This window comes from Roseibaca sp. Y0-43, from assembly GCF_020667835.1.
Lineage (GTDB): Bacteria > Pseudomonadota > Alphaproteobacteria > Rhodobacterales > Rhodobacteraceae > Roseinatronobacter.
On sequence record NZ_JAFMPR010000005.1, the window covers coordinates 70,861 to 86,945 of the forward strand.

Below are 16,085 nucleotides of genomic sequence, written 5' to 3' on the forward strand. Positions count from 1 at the left end.
TGCGCTGCAACCCATGGACCCGGCTGGCCTTTCCAACCGCCCCGCGCTTCGCTAAGACGAAGCAGGGCCAAATGCGCGGAAGGACAAAGCTGATGCAGGGTGTTTTGCCATCCCAAACACTGCGCGAGATGATCGCGCGGGGCGAAATCGCGTCCGACACGCCGATCCCGGCAGAGCAGATACAACCCGCAAGCCTTGATCTGCGCCTTGGCCGCCGCGCGTGGCGCGTGCGCGCGTCGTTTCTGGCAGGCAAGGGCCGCCGCGTGGCCGACCGGCTGGCCGATTTCGAGATGCACGAAATGGCGCTCGACGGGGGCACGGTTCTGGAAAAGGGCTGCGTCTATGTCGTGGAACTGATGGAACGGCTGGCCCTGCCCGAAGGGTTGCAGGCTGTCGCCAATGCCAAAAGCTCGACCGGGCGGCTGGACCTGCTGACGCGGGTGATTGCCGATAATGGCACCGAATTCGACCGGGTGCCCGATGGCTACCAGGGCCCGCTCTATGCAGAGATTTGCCCGCGCTCGTTTTCGGTTCTGGTGCGCCCCGGCCAGCGGCTGAACCAGATCCGCTTTCGGCGCGGCCATGCGGTGCTGGATGATGCCGCGCTGCGCGACTTGCACACGCGCGAGGTGCTGGTGCCCGGAGAGCCGGTCATCTCGCAAGGGCTTGGCTTCTCGGTCGACCTGAAACCCGCGTCAGGTTCTCTTGTGGGCTATCGCGCGAAACCCCATACCGGCGTGATCGACCTGGACCGCATCGACGCCTACCCGCCGCGCGATTTCTGGGAAGAGCTGCACACAGAGACCGGGCAGATCATCCTTGATCCCGGCGCGTTCTATATCCTTGTCAGCCGCGAGGCCGTGCATATCCCGCCCGATTACGCCGCCGAAATGGCCCCTTACCTTGCCATGGTGGGCGAATTCCGCGTGCATTACGCGGGCTTTTTCGACCCCGGTTTCGGCCATGCGGCGGCGGGCGGCACGGGGGCGCGCGGCGTGCTGGAAGTGCGCTGCCACGAAGCCCCCTTCGCGCTGGAGCATGGGCAGATCGTGGGCCGTCTGGTTTATGAGCGGATGGCAGAGCGGCCAGAGCGGCTGTATGGGGCGGATATTGCGTCGAACTACCAAGGCCAAGGGCTAAAGCTGGCCAAGCATTTCAAGGCCGCCTGATGCTGGAAATTCCGTTCCTGATCTCGGCCTTTGTCACGCTCTTCGTGGTGATCGACCCGATCGGCACCGCGCCGTTGTTTCTGGCGCTGACCCAAGGCATGAGCGCGCGCCAGCGCCGCGCGGTGGGCTTGCGCGCCTGTTTCATCGCGGCGCTTTTGTTGATGGCCTTTGCCGTCGCGGGCGAGGATTTCCTGCGCTTCATCGGCATATCCATGCCCGCTTTCCAGATCGCGGGCGGGCTATTGCTGTTCCTGACCGCACTCGACATGTTGTTCGACCGCCGCACGGAACGCCGCCAGAACCACGCGGATGAAGGTACGGGCGCGCTGGCGAATGACCCGTCTGTCTTTCCGCTGGCCATGCCGCTGATCGCGGGGCCGGGCGCGATGGCCACGATGGTGCTTCTGATAAACGACACTGGCGGCACATGGGAAGGCACGGCGCTGATCTCGGGTGTCATGCTGGCCGTGATCGCGCTGGTTCTGCTGGCATTCCTCGCCGCAGCCCCGATAGAGCGGATCTTGCGCCGCACCGGGACCATGGTGCTGACACGGCTGTTCGGCCTGCTTTTGTCGGCCCTGTCGGTGCAATTCGTGCTGAACGGGGCAACGGCGCTTGGGATATTGCCAAACGCCGCGCCCTTGTAGTTGCAGCCTTATTCCGCGGCTGAGGATTTCAGCTCTGGCGCGGGGGCAGCGGTGTCGCCCTCGGTGCGGGGTGCGCGCGGTTTGCGCGGCGCGCGGCGGGGCTTGGCGCTGTCGCCGCCCTCGCCCTCTGCCTTGGGGGCACGGGGTTTGCGGCTGTTGCGCGGTTTCGCGTCCGCAGCATCGGCCGGTGCCTTGTTTTCCGGCGTGTCGACCACCAGCCCGCTATCCTGATCGCGGGCGTTGTCGGCCACGTCAAACGCACCGCCAGAGGGTTCAGCATCTGTGCGGGTCTGTTCTGACGGGTCGGGCTGGCGCTGATGGCCGTTCTGACCGTTATTGCCGTTGTTGCCATTGTTCTGACGAGAGCGGTCGTCATGGCGCGCGCGCTGCTCTTCCTGTTGCTGGCGGCGGGCTTCCTGCTCTGCCGCCTGCTCGCGCTGCGCCTGCGCCAACATGCGGGTGTAATGCTCTGCATGTTGCTGGAAATTCTCGGCCGACACACGGTCATTGGCCAATTGCGCATCCCGCGCGAGGATTTGGTATTTCTCGATAATCTGTTGCGGCGTGCCGCGCACCTTGCCTTCGGGCCCGGAGCTGTCGAACACGCGGTTCACGATATTTCCAAGCGTCTTGGGGCGGTTCGACTTCGAACGCGAGCGTTTGCTAGGTGATCTCATATTGTAAATTGTCCAACCAGATAGGGACTGTTCCGGCGATGCGCGCCAAGCCAAACACTGGCCCAACTGCGAATCGGTTATCGGGAATACAGGCGCAGCAAAGCGGTGCTGACCTTTCCTGTGCGAGTGTGGTGCCATGTCGGGCACCATATGACAAGACCCAAGCGCGACAAAAACCAAGCAAATGGCGGGTTATGGCCGATTTACCATCATTTTTCCGCCGCTTGGCCGATCACGACACGCGGATGTCCCGACAGGTCATGCCGCAAACCGACCGCATCGAAGCCTGCGTCGCGCAGCAGGGCTTGCACCGCGTCGCCCTGCCGATAGCCGATTTCCAACATCAGCCAGCCCCCCGGTCGCAAGAAAGCCCCGGCCTGCGCGCAGATCACCCGGTAGGCGGCCAGCCCCGTGCCATCGTCGCCCGCGGGCACAAGCGCCATGCGCGGCTCATGCTCGCGGACATCGGGGGAAAGCGCGTCCAGCTCGGGTGTGCCGATATAGGGCGGGTTCGACACGATCAGGTCAAACTGCCCCGCAACCGATGCAAACCAATCCGAGCGCCGCATCTCAACCCGCCCCGTCAGCCCCAGCGCCTGCGCGTTGCGCGCGGCCACGTCCAGCGCGGCTTGCGACAGGTCCACGGCCAGCGCGGTCGTCTCTGGCCGCTCGGCCAAGAGCGTCAGCGCGATCGCGCCAGAGCCGGTGCCAAGGTCCAACAGCCGGGTGAAGCGCTGCTCCAGCGCCGCGTCGATCAGGGTTTCGGTATCGGGGCGCGGGTCCAGCACATCGGGGGTGACGATGAAATCCCGCCCATAAAACGCGCGCCGGCCGGTGATCTGCGCCACGGGTTGATGGCCCGCGCGCGCCGCAATCGCGGCGTGAAAGCGGGCCATGGCAGGGGCGGGCACGTCATCCTGCAAAGCCAGTGTCAGGCGGTCGCGCGGAATGCCCAGCGCATGGGCCAACAAAACCCGCGCATCGCCTGCCGCACCCTCCAGCCCCGCCGCGCGCAGGGTGGCCACGCCTTCTGCCAGCAGCACGCCTGCGCGCGTCATGCGTCCATCGCGGCCAGTTTGGCGGTCTGGTCAGCCTCGATCAGGGCGTCGATCACCTCGTCCAGATCGCCGCCCATGATCGCATCCAGCTTGTAAAGCGTCAGGTTGATGCGATGGTCCGTCATCCGGCCTTGCGGGAAGTTGTAGGTGCGGATGCGCTCGGACCGGTCGCCCCCGCCCACCTGCGCACGACGCGCATCGGCACGCTCGGCATCGGCGCGCTGGCGTTCCATGTCATAAAGCTTCGCGCGCAACACCTGCATCGCGATCGCGCGGTTCTGGTGCTGCGATTTCTCGGACGAGGTGACAACAAGGCCGGTCGGCAAATGCGTGATCCGCACCGCCGAGTCGGTCGTGTTCACATGCTGCCCGCCCGCGCCCGAGGCACGCATCGTGTCGATGCGGATATCGCTGGCGGGGATGTCGATCTCGACCTCTTCGGCTTCGGGCAGCACCGCGACGGTCGCCGCCGATGTGTGAATGCGCCCGCCCGATTCCGTGACCGGCACGCGTTGCACGCGGTGCACGCCGGATTCGAATTTCAGCCGCGCGAAGACCCCCTCGCCCGCCACGCGAATGACCGCTTCGCGCAAGCCGCCCAGTTCGGTTTCCGAATAGCTGATCGTCTGCACTTGCCAGCCGCGTGCCTCTGCGTAGCGCTGATACATCCGCAACAGGTCGGCGGCGAAGAGCCCCGCCTCGTCCCCGCCGGTGCCGGGGCGCAATTCGATCAACGCGGGCTTCGCATCGGCGCTGTCACGCGGCAAAAGCGCGATGCGCAGGGATTGCTCCAGCTCTGGAAGCTCTGCCTCAAGCCGGGTCAGTTCTTCTTCGGCCAAGGCCCGCAGGTCCGGGTCGGCGCGCATCTCTTCGGCCTCTGCCCGGTCGGCAAGCGCTTGCCGGTAGGCGCTGATCTGCGCGACCACCGGCTTCAATTCCGAATAGTCGCGCGACAATTGCACCATGTCAGCCCCCGACGCCCCGTCCATCAGCCGGGCTTCGAGATACTCGAATCGTTGCAGAATCTGGTCAAGCGCGTCTTGGGCAAACATGGCTTAGGCAAATGACCGCTTGCCGCCCTGCGGTCAAGACCGCGGGTCCACTTTACGCGCGCGCGTCAAAGCCTTACATATTGGGACAACGCAGCAACCTTCGTGAGTTACATGGAAAATACGGCCGCCACCCTGGACACGGCCTTTTGGTTAACCGCAGGCGGTATCTTGTGCCTGCTGGTCATATCGGGGCTGTTCTCTGGCTCGGAAACCGCTTTGACGGCCTCTAGCCGCGGCAAGCTGAAATCGCAGGCCGACAAGGGCGAACGCGGGGCCGACAGCGCGCTGATCCTGACCGAAGACAGCGAACGCATGATCGGCGCGATCCTGCTGGGCAACAACATGGTCAACATCCTGGCCGCGTCGCTGGCCACGGCACTGTTCACGCGGCTGTTCGGCGATGGCGGCGTGGCGCTGGCCACGCTGGTGATGACGCTTCTGGTGCTGATCTTCGCCGAAGTTCTGCCCAAGACCTACGCCATTTCCAACCCGGAGCGCGCAGCGCTGAAGGTGGCGCCTCCGTTGAGAATTGTTGTGGCGATCTTTTCGCCCGTGGTGGCGGTGGTGCGGTTCATCGTGCGCCGGGTGCTCGCGATTTTCGGGGTCAATATCGACCCCGACAGCCATATCATGTCGGTGCACGAGGAAATCGCGGGCACGCTGGCGCTGGGGCATTCCACCGGATCGGTCGAGAAAGAGGACCGCTACCGCGTGCTGGGCGCGCTGGACCTGTCAGAGCGCACGGTGGAAGAGATCATGCTTCACCGCAGCCAGATAGACGTGGTCAATGCCGATGACCCCATTCGTGACATCATCGCGCATTGCATCAACGCGCCGCATTCGCGCCTGCCGGTGTACCGCGAAGACCCGGAAAACATCATCGGCATCCTCTATGTGCGCGACCTTGTGCGCGAGATGCACAAGCTGGTCGGCGCCTCTGGCGGCGATGACGGGGCCATTTCCAAGCTGGACCTGACCAAGCTGTTGCGCGCGCCCTATTTCGTGCCGGAAACCACGCCGCTGGATGAACAGATGCGCGAATTCCTGCGCCAGAAGCGGCATTTCGCGCTGGTGGTGGATGAATATGGCGCGCTGCACGGGCTGATTACGCTGGAAGACATCCTGGAAGAGATCGTGGGCGAGATCGAGGACGAATACGACGTGCCGACCGCGCCCGATCTGGTCCAGCTGGACAGTGGCGAAGTGGTGGTCGAGGGGTCAATGACCATCCGCGACCTGAACCGCGCCGCCGACTGGTCGCTGCCCGATGAAGAGGCGGTGACGGTCGCGGGTCTTGTCATTCACGAAGCTCAGGCCATCCCGGAAGAAGGGCAAAGCTTCATGTTCCATGGCTTCCGCTTTACCGTGCTGGAACGTGTGGACAACCGGATCACCAAGCTGAGCATCCGCAAGCAAAAGCCGGAACGGGCCGCATAGGTGATGGGCACCCCCTCTATCGCCTTTGTCTGCGCGTCGAACAATCCGCAAATCCTGCGTGAGAACCTGCTGCGTTCGCCCGCCATTGAAAGCGGGCAGTATCCGCTGGAGGTGGTCGAGAACGCCCCATCGGCCGCGCAGGCCTATAACACGGGTCTGGACCGCACAGAGGCCGATGTCGTGGTGTTCCTGCACCATGACGTCTACCTGCCCTTGGGCTGGGATGCGCTGTTGCGCGAACGTATTGCGCAGGTCGCGGCCACCGACCCCGACTGGGCGCTTCTGGGCGCGTTCGGCGTGGCGATGGACACGCGCAATTACGGGCCGGTCTGGTCCAGTTCGATCAACTTCATCGCCGGGCTGATGCCGATGGACCCGGTGCCGGTGCAAAGCTTTGACGAATTGCTGATCGTCATGCGCCGCGATGCCGGGCTGCGCTTTGACGAGGGGCTGGCAGGCTGGCACATGTATGGCACCGACATTGTCTGTCAGGCCCGCGCCAAGGGGCTGGGTGCCTATAGCGTCGCGCTGCCGCTGATCCATAATGACGGCTACAAGGAAACGCTCGACAGCCATTTCGAGGCCGCGTTTCGCTACATGGCGCGCAAATGGCGCGCGATGTTGCCGATCAAAACCCCGGTCATCAAGATCACGGCCAGCGCCCGCGACTTGTATAAATGGCGCTGGCGCATGTGGCTATGGCGCAAGGAACGCCGCGCGCTGGCCGCGCCGGACGCGCGCGACCCGCGCGACTATGCGCGCGCTTGCGGCTGGATGGATTTGCGCCCGTCGCTGTCGGATCACGCCGCCGAACGGGTCAGCGACAAGAACACGTCCTGAAGGTCGGGTTCTTCTGACGTGACATCGACCACCACGCCGCCGCTCTGTGCGACCGCCGCCAATATTTGCCCTGCGCTGATCTGGCTGCGCCGATAGCTCAACATCAAGCGCCCGTCGGACTTGCGGTCTTGGGTCACACCTTCAGGCAGGGTCAGGGCGGTGTCGCTTTCCAGCGTCAGAACCAGCGTCTTGGCATCCAGCTGCCCCAGAAGCGACGCGGTCTTGTCGCGCACGACGACCTCGCCATGGTTGATGATGGCGATCTCGTCGCACATCTCTTCAGCCTCTTCCAGGTAATGCGTGGTCAGGATGATGGTCATGCCCTGCTGGTTCAACTTGCGCACATTGTCCCACAGCATTTGGCGCAATTCGATATCCACGCCCGCCGTGGGTTCGTCCAGCACCAGCACCGCCGGGTTATGCACCAGCGCCTTGCCCAGCAACAAGCGACGGCGCATCCCGCCCGACAGCGTGCGCGCATAGGCTTCTGCCTTGTCGGCCAAGCCGATCAGCTCCAGCACCTCATCCGTGCGGCGCTCGGATTTCGGCACGCCATAGAGGCCCGCCTGCACCTCGAGCGCACCGCGCGGGGTGAAAAACGGGTCGATATTCAGCTCTTGCGGCATGACACCAATCGCGGCGCGCGACTGGCGCGGGTTCACATCTTGGTCAAAGCCCCAGATGCGCACCTGCCCCGAAGTCTTGTTCACAAGTCCCGCCAAGATGTTGATAAGCGTGGATTTTCCTGCACCGTTCGGACCCAGTAGGCCAAAGATGCTGCCCGCCGGAATGCTCAGATCCACGCCTTTAAGCGCATGTTTCGCAGGCTCGCCCCTTTGCGGGGCATAGGTCTTGCGAAGGCCGGTGATCTCGATTGCCTGTCTGGTCATCATCGCTCCTGCCCGGGCGGGCCAAGATGTCTTGCCGCGCGCGCCCGTTTTGATATGGTTCTTCCCGTATCTAGGCCAGTGAGCCACCAGCGACAAGGACAGCCCCATGACCGCAGCCAAGCCCGCGCCCCTGACCCATGACGCCCCCGAAACCCAGATCGTGACCGCCATGCGCGTGGCCTGCGACGGCGGCGAAGGCGCTTTGGGCCATCCGCGCGTGTGGCTGTCGATCAGCCATGACACCGGCATGGTCGAATGCCCCTATTGCGACAAGCGGTTCATCCATGCCGATTTCGCGGATGACGCGGCCTAAGCGTTAGCTGATCAGCATCGGCGTCGCGCCACACATCAATTCGCCATCCACCCGGCGGCCTGTCTGGTCGAGGAATTGCTCTATGTTGTGGCCTGACCATGCTTCAAGCCAGCCAAACCCGCTGACCAGCCCGCGCCCCGATGCTGTGCCCGTCTCGCCGTCTTGGTAGTAATAGAGCAGCCGCCCCTCCATCCCGTCATCGCAGGCAAAGCGCGCCAGCCCCACGCCTAGCCCAGTCACACGCCATGTGCCGATGCAACTGGTGCTGCCATTGGTGACGCCCGACAGAGTGCCCTCGTCCCAGCCGACCGCGCGGCCCACGAAATAGGTGCCCTCGCCCGGCATACAGGCCACGATTGGGCTGCACGAATCAGGACTGCCGGGGATCAGCGTGCAGTCGGGCAGTTCCATCGCATGTGCTGCCCTTGCCAGCACAAACAGAGTCGCGATTGAACAGAGAAGTCGCATGTGAAATACCTGTGGCCTAACGATAATCAGGGCCAGAATGCCCAACCGACAGGAACCGCGCAAGATGACATTCGGCAAGGACAGCCACCTGCACCTGATTGACGGATCGGCCTATATTTTCCGGGCCTATCACGCGCTGCCGCCCCTGTCGCGCAAGTCGGACGGGGCGCCCGTGGGCGCGGTGGCGGGCTTTTGCAACATGCTCTGGCGCTATGTCGAGGGCAACAAGGGGCCGGATGCGCCCACCCATGTGGCGGTGATTTTCGACAAGGGCAGCCACACCTTCCGCAATGACCTGTATTCGGACTACAAGGGCCACCGCCCCGACATGCCCGAAGACCTGCGGCCCCAGATCCCGCTGACCCGCGAAGCCACCCGCGCTTTCAACATCGCCTGCGAAGAACTGGAGGGGTATGAGGCCGATGACATCATCGCCACCCTTGCCCGACAGGCCACCGAGGCGGGCGGGCGCGTGACCATCATCAGCGGCGACAAGGATCTGGCGCAGCTTGTGAATGACCGCGTGTCCATGATCCGTCCCGGCATGCAGGGCAAGCCCGACCAGCTTGTCGACCCGGCGGGCGTGGTCGAATGGTTCGGCGTGGGGCCGGAACTGATGATCGACCTGCAAGCCATCGCGGGCGACAGCGTGGACAATATTCCCGGCGTGCGGGGTGTGGGGGCGGCCACGGCATCGCTGCTGTTGCAAGCCATCGGCCCGGTGGAACGGCTCTTCGACGAAGGTTCGCGCGAGGCGGCGCTGTCGGAACTGGCCGAGCAGATCGACGCTTATGTGGCCGAAATCGAGGGCCGGCTGGAGCGCAAGGTCAAGCTGGGGTCCAAGGCCGACGCGGCGGCGATTGTTGCGGCCCTGTCAGGGGCAGAGGTGGGCGCAGAACTCTCGCCCAAGGAACTGGCCGATCTGGCCGCAGGCGGCAACGACGCCGCAGCCCAGCTTGTCACCATGCGCGAGCGTCTCAAAGTGCTGCGCAACGTGGCCCCCAAGGTGGCCGAGGCCGAAGAGGCCGTGCGCCTGTCCAAAGCCCTTGTGCGGCTGGACGACCAGACGCCGATCGCGTTCACGCTCGACGATCTTGCCGTGCGCAAGCCCGATGCGGAGACATTGCTCGACTTCCTGAACCGCATGGAATTCCGCACCCTGACCCGCCGCATTGCCGACGCGCTGGGGGCCGACACCCCGGCCCTGCCCGACCCTGCCCCCGCCCCGCAGGCAGATGCGCCCGATGCGCCCGATTTCGCAAATGCCCGCTACGACTGCATCCGCGATCTGGACACGCTGCACACATGGATCGCGGCGGCCCGCGAGCGCGGCTATGTCGCGGTCGACACCGAAACCACGGCGCTCGATGAAATGCGCGCCGATCTGGTCGGTGTCTCGCTTTGTGTCGAAGCCGGCCACGCCGCCTATATTCCGCTGGCCCACCGCGCGGGCGGCGACGGGCTGTTCGATGACCCGACCCTCAGCGACGGCCAAATCCCGATGGAGGACGCGCTCGCCGCGCTTAAACCGCTTCTGGAAGACCCGAGCGTGCTGAAAATCGGGCAGAACATGAAATACGACGCCAAGATCTTTGCAGGCTACGGGATCACGGTCGCGCCCATCGACGACACCATGTTGATGAGCTACGCGCTGCATGGCGGGTTGCACGGGCACGGGATGGACGCACTCTCGGACCGCTACCTGAACCACGAACCCATCGCCATCAAGACGCTTCTGGGCAGCGGCAAATCCGCCATCACCTTCGACCGCGTGCCGATAGAGGATGCCACGAAATACGCGGCCGAAGACGCCGACATCACCCTGCGCCTGTGGCAGATGTTCAAGCCGCGCCTGCATGCGTCGCACGTCACCCGCGTCTATGAAACGCTGGAACGCCCGCTTGTCCCCGTTCTGGCCGCGATGGAGCGGCGGGGCATCAAGGTGGACCGCGATATCCTGTCGCGCATGTCCAACGCCTTTGCACAGAAAATGGCGGGGTTGGAGGATGAAATCCACCAGCTTGCGGGCGAGAAATTCAACGTGGGCTCGCCCAAGCAACTGGGCGAAATCCTGTTCGACAAGATGGGGTTGGAAGGCGGCAAGAAGGGCAAGACCGGGGCCTACGCGACCGGCGCCGACATTCTGGAGGACTTGGCCGCCGAAGGGCACGACCTGCCCGCCCGCGTGCTGGATTGGCGGCAATTGTCCAAGCTGAAATCCACCTATACCGACGCGCTGCAAGACCATATCCACCCCGAAACGGGGCGGGTGCACACGTCCTATGTCATCACGGGGGCTGTCACGGGCCGGCTGTCCTCGACCGATCCGAACCTGCAAAACATCCCGATCCGCTCGGAAGAAGGCCGCCGCATCCGCACGGCCTTTGTCGCAAGCGAAGGGCATAAGCTGGTGGCGCTGGACTACAGCCAGATCGAGCTGCGCATCCTCGCCCATATCGCGGGCATCGACGCTTTGAAGCAAGCGTTCCGAGAGGGGCAGGACATTCACGCCATGACCGCGTCGGAGATGTTCGACGTGCCCATGGACCAGATGACACCGGAAATTCGCCGTCAGGCCAAGGCGATCAATTTCGGGGTGATCTACGGCATTTCGGGCTTTGGGCTGGCGCGCAACCTGCGCATTCCGCGTGCCGACGCGCAGGGCTTCATCGACCGCTATTTCGAGCGTTTCCCCGGCATCCGCGCCTATATGGATGACACGGTGGAATTTGCCAAGAAACATGGCCGGGTGGAAACCCTGTTCGGGCGGCGCATTCATACGCCAGAGATCAACACCAAGGGGCCGGGCGCGGGCTTTGCCAAACGCGCGGCGATCAACGCGCCCATCCAGGGCACCGCCGCCGACATCATCCGCCGCGCGATGGTGCGGGTGCCGGGCGCGATTGCGGACCTTCCCGCGCAGATGCTGCTACAGGTGCATGACGAACTGGTGTTCGAGGTGGAAGAGGGCGCCGTGGACGAGGTGATCGCCGTGGTGCGCGAGGTGATGGAGGGGGCCGCCGCGCCCGTGGTGGAGCTGGACGTGCCGCTGGTGGTGGATGCGGGTGTAGGGGAGAGTTGGGCGGAGGCGCATTGAGGGGGGCAAATAAGGTGCAACTAGAAATGAGGCCTATGTTGGCTGCTCAAATCACTAGATTTTCAGACACTTTGTCCCTGCGGCAATCCATCGTGCGCAGCTTTTACTTGCTTTTATGCAAGTTTGGGGCTAATTGACATTGTATCAACGGACAGCGGGGCTTCCTGTGAAGGTCGCCGTTGAATGTGCGCCCTCTGAGGCCGGAACACCACGGTAAGGCACACCCGCTCTATTTTTAAGAGGCTCTTGCTTAGGCAAGAGCCTTTTTTATGGCAGTCTTTTACTCTCGAAATAACACTTCCTGAGCAAAGAATGCAGGTCATAGCGGCGCTTGATAGCTCCAAATTTCAGAAAACGCATGTGGCAACTCGTAACAAATAAGTCGACATCCGCGCGCTTACCTCTCGAAGGATACAAGTAAAAGTAGATGACTTGATGCTCGCCGTCTTTTAGCTGGCGAACACGCGAGGGCGCAGCATCAAGGACCGCATAATTCATTGAGCGATTGCGATCTGAGGATACCCAACAGAAATACTTTTCTTCAATCATCCGTTTGGTTATGTCGGGTAATCCGAACGAGAACGCATACCGATCTTCGCAAAAGATACGTGGCCTGCCGTTCTCATCGCTAAGGTCCGTAATTTCACCCGGCTTGCAAGCTCTGGAGATCGTGTGAAGGCCCAGATGAACCAAAACCCGCAAGTCTGCACCGCCCTTGCCTTTCCCCTTTAGCGTTACAACAAAACTATCAAGGTGTTTGAGGTCACGAACTATGCCGTCAATTTCAATTTCTTTCAAAATTACTTACCCAATTGATGAAAAAGTGACAGGCTTATTGATGCTACGCCAACGATAACGCCGAATGGAAGCCCTCACACAACAAAAAACAGCGCCCCGATCCCTCGGAGCGCCGCCAATCTGTCCAGAAAGACCGGGACTTACCCCTGCATCTTCGCCACTTCCTCGGCGAAGTTTTCTTCTTTCTTCTCGATCCCTTCGCCCACTTCCATGCGGACGAAACCGGTGATCGTGGCACCCGCTTCTTTCGCGGCTTGCGCCACGGTCAGGTCGGGGTTGATGACGAAGGCCTGGCCCATCAGCGTGACCTCGGCCATGAATTTCTTCATGCGACCAACGATCATGTTCTCGATGATGTTCTCGGGCTTGCCGGATTCGCGCGCGATCTCGATCTGGATCTGCTTTTCCTTCTCGACAATCGCCGGGTCGAGCGACGCTTCGTCCAGCGATGCCGGGTTGGTCGCGGCGATATGCATCGCAACCTGCTTGCCAAACGCTTCATCGCCGCCGGTCATGGCGACCAGAACGCCGATCTTGCCCATGCCCTCGGTCGCGGCGTTGTGGACGTAGGACACCACGGTGTCGCCTTCCACCACGGCCATGCGGCGCAGGGTCATGTTCTCGCCGATCTTGGCAATCGCGTCGGTCAGCACGGTGGATACGGGCTTGCCGTTCAGCTCTGCCTCGGCCAGCGCTTCGACATCCGACACACCCAGCGCGGTGGTGGCGATGCCGCCGACCATGGCTTGGAATTCGGCGTTCTTGGCGACGAAATCGGTTTCCGAGTTCACTTCGACCGCGACACCCTTGCCGCCGTCAACCGCGACAGCCACCAGACCTTCGGCAGCCGTGCGGCCCGATTTCTTGGCGGCCTTGGCCAGACCCTTGGTGCGCAGCCAATCGGTCGCGGCTTCCATGTCGCCATTGGTTTCGGTCAGTGCTTTCTTCGCGTCCATCATGCCTGCGCCGGTGGATTCGCGCAGTTCTTTCACCATTGCTGCGGTGATAGCCATGTCATTCACTCCTGAATATCAAGGATGTGACAGGGGGCATGACGCGCCCCTGTCACAGTTTCATGTCAATTCCTGACAAAAGCCGATCAGGCGTCGGACGCGGTTTCTTCGGCCAGCGCCTCTTCGACCGGGGCTTCTTCCAGCGCGCCAAGGTCGATGCCGGCAGCGCCCATCTGCGCGCTCATGCCGTCCAGAGCCGCACGGCTGACCAGATCGCAATAGAGAGCAATCGCACGGGCCGCGTCGTCATTGCCGGGGATGATGTAATCCACGCCATCGGGCGAGCAGTTGGTGTCGACCACGGCCACGACCGGGATGCCCAGCTTCTTGGCTTCGAGGATGGCCAGATCTTCCTTGTTCACGTCAATCACGAACAGCAGGTTCGGCAGACCGCCCATCTCGCGGATGCCGCCAAGCGAGGCTTGCAGTTTGGCCTGCTCGCGCTCCATGCCCAGACGCTCTTTCTTGGTCAGGCCTTCGGCGCCGCTTTCCAGCTGCTCGTCCAGGGCTTTCAGGCGCTGGATCGACTGCGACACGGTTTTCCAGTTGGTCAGCGTGCCGCCCAGCCAGCGGTGGTTCATGTAGAACTGCGCCGAACGGTCAGCGGCTTCGGCCACGGCCTTGGAGGCCTGGCGCTTGGTGCCGACGAACAGGATGCGGCCGCCCTTGGCAACGGTTTCGCGGATGACATTCAGCGCCGCGTCCAGCATGGGAACGGTCTGCGTCAGGTCCATGATGTGGATGCCATTGCGCTCGCCGTAGATATACGGTGCCATGCGCGGGTTCCAGCGCTGCGTCTGGTGGCCAAAGTGAACGCCAGCTTCCAAGAGCTGACGCATGGTGAAATCGGGAAGCGCCATAACGTGTTCCTTTCCGGTTTGCGCCTGAGTGGGGGGTTTCAAGGCGATCGCCTCAACCGGTGGACCAGAGCGGATTTTTCTGCCCGCAAGGCCCGACCCCCACCTGTGAAGTGCGCTTCCCTTAGACGGTTTGCGCCCAGGGTGCAAGAGGGGTTGACCGCGCGCGCTTTGGGCCTTTCACTCTGGCGGGAAAATCGCTCAGGACAGCCCATGACCCCGGCTCAAGCCCTTGCCACCTTAAGCGCGCGCGCCGCGATGTATGACCTGCGCGACCGGGCAGCGCGGGCCCGCTCTGCCGCCGACCTGCGCAAGATGTTTTTCGCCCTTTTGCCCGCCGTGGCCCCTGACCTGTTCATAGAGGCGGGCGCGCATGACGGGGCTGGATCGCGGCGCGCCCGCAAATTGCTTCCCAAGGCACGGGTCATCGCGTGCGAGGCAAACCCGCACAACCACGCGCGCTTTGCAAAAGCGCATGATTTCGACGCGCTAAATGTCGAATACCGTCTGACCGCCCTGTCGGACGCGGATGGCCCGATCACGTTCAAGGTGCTGACCGCCGACCAGCATTCGCGCCAAGGGGTGCATTCGGGCCGCTCGTCGCTTATGCTGCGCGACGACCCCAAGGCAGAATATGAAAGCGTGACAGTGCCCGGGCTGCGGCTGGACAGTCTGGCACAGGACGGCACGCGGGCCGCGCTATGGGTCGATGTGGAAGGGGCCGCGCAAAAGGTTCTGGCGGGCGCGGATGCGCTGCTGGACAAGACCGCGCTGATGATGATCGAGGTCGAAAGCGCACCCTTCTGGCAAGGGCAATGGCTGGTCCATGACGTGATGGCGCATCTGATGGACAAGGGGCTGGTGCCTGTCGCCCGCGATTTCGAGCGCAAACACCAGTTCAACATCCTGTTCCTGTCGCCACAGGCCATGACCCTGCCCGACGTGCTGCCGGTGCTGGAGATGCAGCAGTCGCTGGCGCGGTTCCGCGCAGATACAGGCGCTTAGCGCGGCAAGCCCGCCGCCGCGCGGGCCAGTTCCGTGATCTGCGCCCATTCGCCTGCTTGCATCAGCGCTTTGGGGGCCACCCATGACCCGCCCACGCAGGCCACATTCGCAAGCGCCAGGTAGCGCGGGGCCAGCTCTGGCGTTATCCCGCCCGTGGGGCAGAAGGTGACTTGCGGCAATGGCCCGCCGATGGATTTTAGCGCCCCTGCCCCGCCGATGGATTCCGCCGGGAAAAACTTCTGCACATGATAGCCCTGTTCCAGAAGCGCCATCACCTCGGAACAGGTTTGCGCGCCGGGCAAAAGCGGCACTTCTTCCACGCGCGCTGCGTCGATCAGCGCGGGGGTCGCGCCGGGCGAGACCGCGAACCGCGCGCCCGCCTCTTTCGCGGCCTTCATATGGGCTGCCGTCAGCACCGTGCCCGCGCCCGCAACCGCGCCCGGCACCTCTGCCATGGCGGCGATGGCATCGAGCGCGCAGTCGGTGCGCAGGGTTACTTCCAGCACCGGCAGGCCGCCCGCGACCAGCGCTTCGGCCAAGGGGCGGGCATGGGCCAGATCGTCGATCACGATCACAGGGATGACCGGGGCCAAGCGGCACAGGTCCAAGGCGGCGTCACTTTGCTGGGTGGGGGTCATGGCGTGGCTCCTGTCAAGGCCCGTTAGCGGTAACAGGTGTAGCGCCCTCTCGCAGGCGGCGCAAGTGGGCCAAAGCCTGTGGCCTTCGCCCCGGCACTGGACTAGGTTTTGCCCCACAACAAGAAC

The 16,085-nt window shown here is 63.3% G+C and carries 16 protein-coding genes; 7 read left to right on the forward strand and 9 right to left on the reverse strand.

All coding sequences use genetic code 11. From position 1 onward, the window contains the following. Positions 1-92 precede the first annotated feature (92 nt). Together J1C52_RS07645 and J1C52_RS07650 are read left to right on the forward strand one after the other, a co-directional pair. Positions 93-1,169: a 2'-deoxycytidine 5'-triphosphate deaminase gene (locus J1C52_RS07645; protein WP_227427571.1), complete on the forward strand. Its 1,077-nt coding sequence runs from the start codon at positions 93-95 to the stop codon at positions 1,167-1,169. After that, positions 1,169-1,816 carry a MarC family protein gene (locus tag J1C52_RS07650; protein ID WP_227427346.1) on the forward strand — a complete coding sequence of 216 codons (648 nt, stop codon included), beginning with the start codon at positions 1,169-1,171 and terminating at the stop codon, positions 1,814-1,816. The genes J1C52_RS07645 and J1C52_RS07650 overlap by 1 nt, the downstream gene beginning before the upstream one ends. An 8-nt stretch (positions 1,817-1,824) precedes the next feature. Here J1C52_RS07650 and J1C52_RS07655 read toward each other — a convergent pair whose 3' ends face one another. The 3 genes from J1C52_RS07655 to prfA form a co-directional block, all read right to left on the reverse strand. Beyond that, positions 1,825-2,493 carry a DUF4167 domain-containing protein gene (locus J1C52_RS07655; RefSeq protein WP_227427347.1) on the reverse strand — a complete coding sequence of 223 codons (669 nt, stop codon included), beginning with the start codon at positions 2,491-2,493 and terminating at the stop codon, positions 1,825-1,827. A gap of 209 nt (positions 2,494-2,702) precedes the next feature. Further along, on the reverse strand, positions 2,703-3,551 hold the full coding sequence (gene prmC / locus J1C52_RS07660) for a peptide chain release factor N(5)-glutamine methyltransferase (RefSeq protein WP_227427348.1): 849 nt from the start codon (positions 3,549-3,551) through the stop codon (positions 2,703-2,705). Next, positions 3,548-4,603 carry a peptide chain release factor 1 gene (prfA, locus tag J1C52_RS07665; protein ID WP_227427349.1) on the reverse strand — a complete coding sequence of 352 codons (1,056 nt, stop codon included), beginning with the start codon at positions 4,601-4,603 and terminating at the stop codon, positions 3,548-3,550. Before prfA ends, prmC begins: the two co-directional genes overlap by 4 nt. A gap of 111 nt (positions 4,604-4,714) precedes the next feature. Here prfA and J1C52_RS07670 point away from each other — a divergent pair, with 111 nt between their 5' ends. Together J1C52_RS07670 and J1C52_RS07675 are read left to right on the forward strand one after the other, a co-directional pair. Continuing rightward, positions 4,715-6,040, forward strand: coding sequence for an HlyC/CorC family transporter (locus J1C52_RS07670; RefSeq protein ID WP_227427350.1), 1,326 nt, complete (start codon positions 4,715-4,717; stop codon positions 6,038-6,040). Between the two features lie 3 nt (positions 6,041-6,043). Continuing rightward, the gene (locus J1C52_RS07675; protein ID WP_227427351.1) at positions 6,044-6,880 is read left to right on the forward strand and encodes a glycosyltransferase; all 837 of its coding nucleotides are present in this window, start codon (positions 6,044-6,046) and stop codon (positions 6,878-6,880) included. On the opposite strand, the gene J1C52_RS07680 is transcribed toward J1C52_RS07675, so the two are convergent. After that, positions 6,841-7,770 carry an ABC transporter ATP-binding protein gene (locus tag J1C52_RS07680; protein WP_227427352.1) on the reverse strand — a complete coding sequence of 310 codons (930 nt, stop codon included), beginning with the start codon at positions 7,768-7,770 and terminating at the stop codon, positions 6,841-6,843. The genes J1C52_RS07675 and J1C52_RS07680 overlap by 40 nt on opposite strands. Before the next feature lie 130 nt (positions 7,771-7,900). On the opposite strand from J1C52_RS07680, the gene J1C52_RS07685 reads away from it, so the two are divergent. Next, positions 7,901-8,083, forward strand: a complete 183-nt coding sequence (locus J1C52_RS07685; RefSeq protein WP_227427572.1) for a zinc-finger domain-containing protein — start codon at positions 7,901-7,903, stop codon at positions 8,081-8,083. 3 nt (positions 8,084-8,086) lie between these two features. Here J1C52_RS07685 and J1C52_RS07690 read toward each other — a convergent pair whose 3' ends face one another. Continuing rightward, on the reverse strand, positions 8,087-8,494 hold the full coding sequence (locus J1C52_RS07690; RefSeq protein ID WP_227427353.1) for a hypothetical protein: 408 nt from the start codon (positions 8,492-8,494) through the stop codon (positions 8,087-8,089). Positions 8,495-8,615: 121 nt separating this feature from the next. On the opposite strand from J1C52_RS07690, the gene polA reads away from it, so the two are divergent. Then, positions 8,616-11,648 carry a DNA polymerase I gene (gene polA / locus J1C52_RS07695; protein WP_227427354.1) on the forward strand — a complete coding sequence of 1,011 codons (3,033 nt, stop codon included), beginning with the start codon at positions 8,616-8,618 and terminating at the stop codon, positions 11,646-11,648. A 267-nt stretch (positions 11,649-11,915) separates the two neighbouring features. Here the strand turns inward: polA and J1C52_RS07700 are convergent, their stop codons facing one another. From J1C52_RS07700 to rpsB, 3 genes are all read right to left on the reverse strand, one after another. Then, positions 11,916-12,446 (reverse strand): hypothetical protein, encoded by a 531-nt coding sequence (locus J1C52_RS07700; RefSeq protein ID WP_227427355.1) that lies wholly within the window; start codon positions 12,444-12,446, stop codon positions 11,916-11,918. Between the two features lie 140 nt (positions 12,447-12,586). Then, entirely contained in the window at positions 12,587-13,459 is an 873-nt protein-coding gene (tsf, locus tag J1C52_RS07705; protein ID WP_227427356.1) for a translation elongation factor Ts, read from the reverse strand. An 86-nt stretch (positions 13,460-13,545) separates the two neighbouring features. After that, on the reverse strand, positions 13,546-14,319 hold the full coding sequence (gene rpsB, locus J1C52_RS07710) for a 30S ribosomal protein S2 (protein WP_227427357.1): 774 nt from the start codon (positions 14,317-14,319) through the stop codon (positions 13,546-13,548). A 210-nt stretch (positions 14,320-14,529) separates the two neighbouring features. Here rpsB and J1C52_RS07715 point away from each other — a divergent pair, with 210 nt between their 5' ends. Further along, positions 14,530-15,321 (forward strand): FkbM family methyltransferase, encoded by a 792-nt coding sequence (locus J1C52_RS07715; RefSeq protein ID WP_227427358.1) that lies wholly within the window; start codon positions 14,530-14,532, stop codon positions 15,319-15,321. Here J1C52_RS07715 and eda read toward each other — a convergent pair. Beyond that, positions 15,318-15,959, reverse strand: a complete 642-nt coding sequence (eda, locus tag J1C52_RS07720) for a bifunctional 4-hydroxy-2-oxoglutarate aldolase/2-dehydro-3-deoxy-phosphogluconate aldolase (RefSeq protein ID WP_227427359.1) — start codon at positions 15,957-15,959, stop codon at positions 15,318-15,320. The genes J1C52_RS07715 and eda overlap by 4 nt on opposite strands. Between the last annotated feature and the right edge of the window lie 126 nt (positions 15,960-16,085).

Excerpts from the sequence above, each read along its gene's own strand:
- J1C52_RS07670 (WP_227427350.1), top strand. The coding sequence starts at position 4,715 with ATGGAAAATACGGCCGCCACCCTGGACACGGCCTTTTGGTTAACCGCA.
- rpsB (WP_227427357.1), bottom strand. The coding sequence starts at position 14,319 with ATGGCGCTTCCCGATTTCACCATGCGTCAGCTCTTGGAAGCTGGCGTT.
- eda (WP_227427359.1), bottom strand. The coding sequence starts at position 15,959 with ATGACCCCCACCCAGCAAAGTGACGCCGCCTTGGACCTGTGCCGCTTG.
- J1C52_RS07690 (WP_227427353.1), bottom strand. The coding sequence starts at position 8,494 with ATGGAACTGCCCGACTGCACGCTGATCCCCGGCAGTCCTGATTCGTGC.
- J1C52_RS07650 (WP_227427346.1), top strand. The coding sequence starts at position 1,169 with ATGCTGGAAATTCCGTTCCTGATCTCGGCCTTTGTCACGCTCTTCGTG.
- J1C52_RS07680 (WP_227427352.1), bottom strand. The coding sequence starts at position 7,770 with ATGACCAGACAGGCAATCGAGATCACCGGCCTTCGCAAGACCTATGCC.
- prfA (WP_227427349.1), bottom strand. The coding sequence starts at position 4,603 with ATGTTTGCCCAAGACGCGCTTGACCAGATTCTGCAACGATTCGAGTAT.
- polA (WP_227427354.1), top strand. The coding sequence starts at position 8,616 with ATGACATTCGGCAAGGACAGCCACCTGCACCTGATTGACGGATCGGCC.
- J1C52_RS07645 (WP_227427571.1), top strand. The coding sequence starts at position 93 with ATGCAGGGTGTTTTGCCATCCCAAACACTGCGCGAGATGATCGCGCGG.
- tsf (WP_227427356.1), bottom strand. The coding sequence starts at position 13,459 with ATGGCTATCACCGCAGCAATGGTGAAAGAACTGCGCGAATCCACCGGC.
- J1C52_RS07655 (WP_227427347.1), bottom strand. The coding sequence starts at position 2,493 with ATGAGATCACCTAGCAAACGCTCGCGTTCGAAGTCGAACCGCCCCAAG.
- J1C52_RS07675 (WP_227427351.1), top strand. The coding sequence starts at position 6,044 with ATGGGCACCCCCTCTATCGCCTTTGTCTGCGCGTCGAACAATCCGCAA.
- J1C52_RS07715 (WP_227427358.1), top strand. The coding sequence starts at position 14,530 with ATGACCCCGGCTCAAGCCCTTGCCACCTTAAGCGCGCGCGCCGCGATG.
- prmC (WP_227427348.1), bottom strand. The coding sequence starts at position 3,551 with ATGACGCGCGCAGGCGTGCTGCTGGCAGAAGGCGTGGCCACCCTGCGC.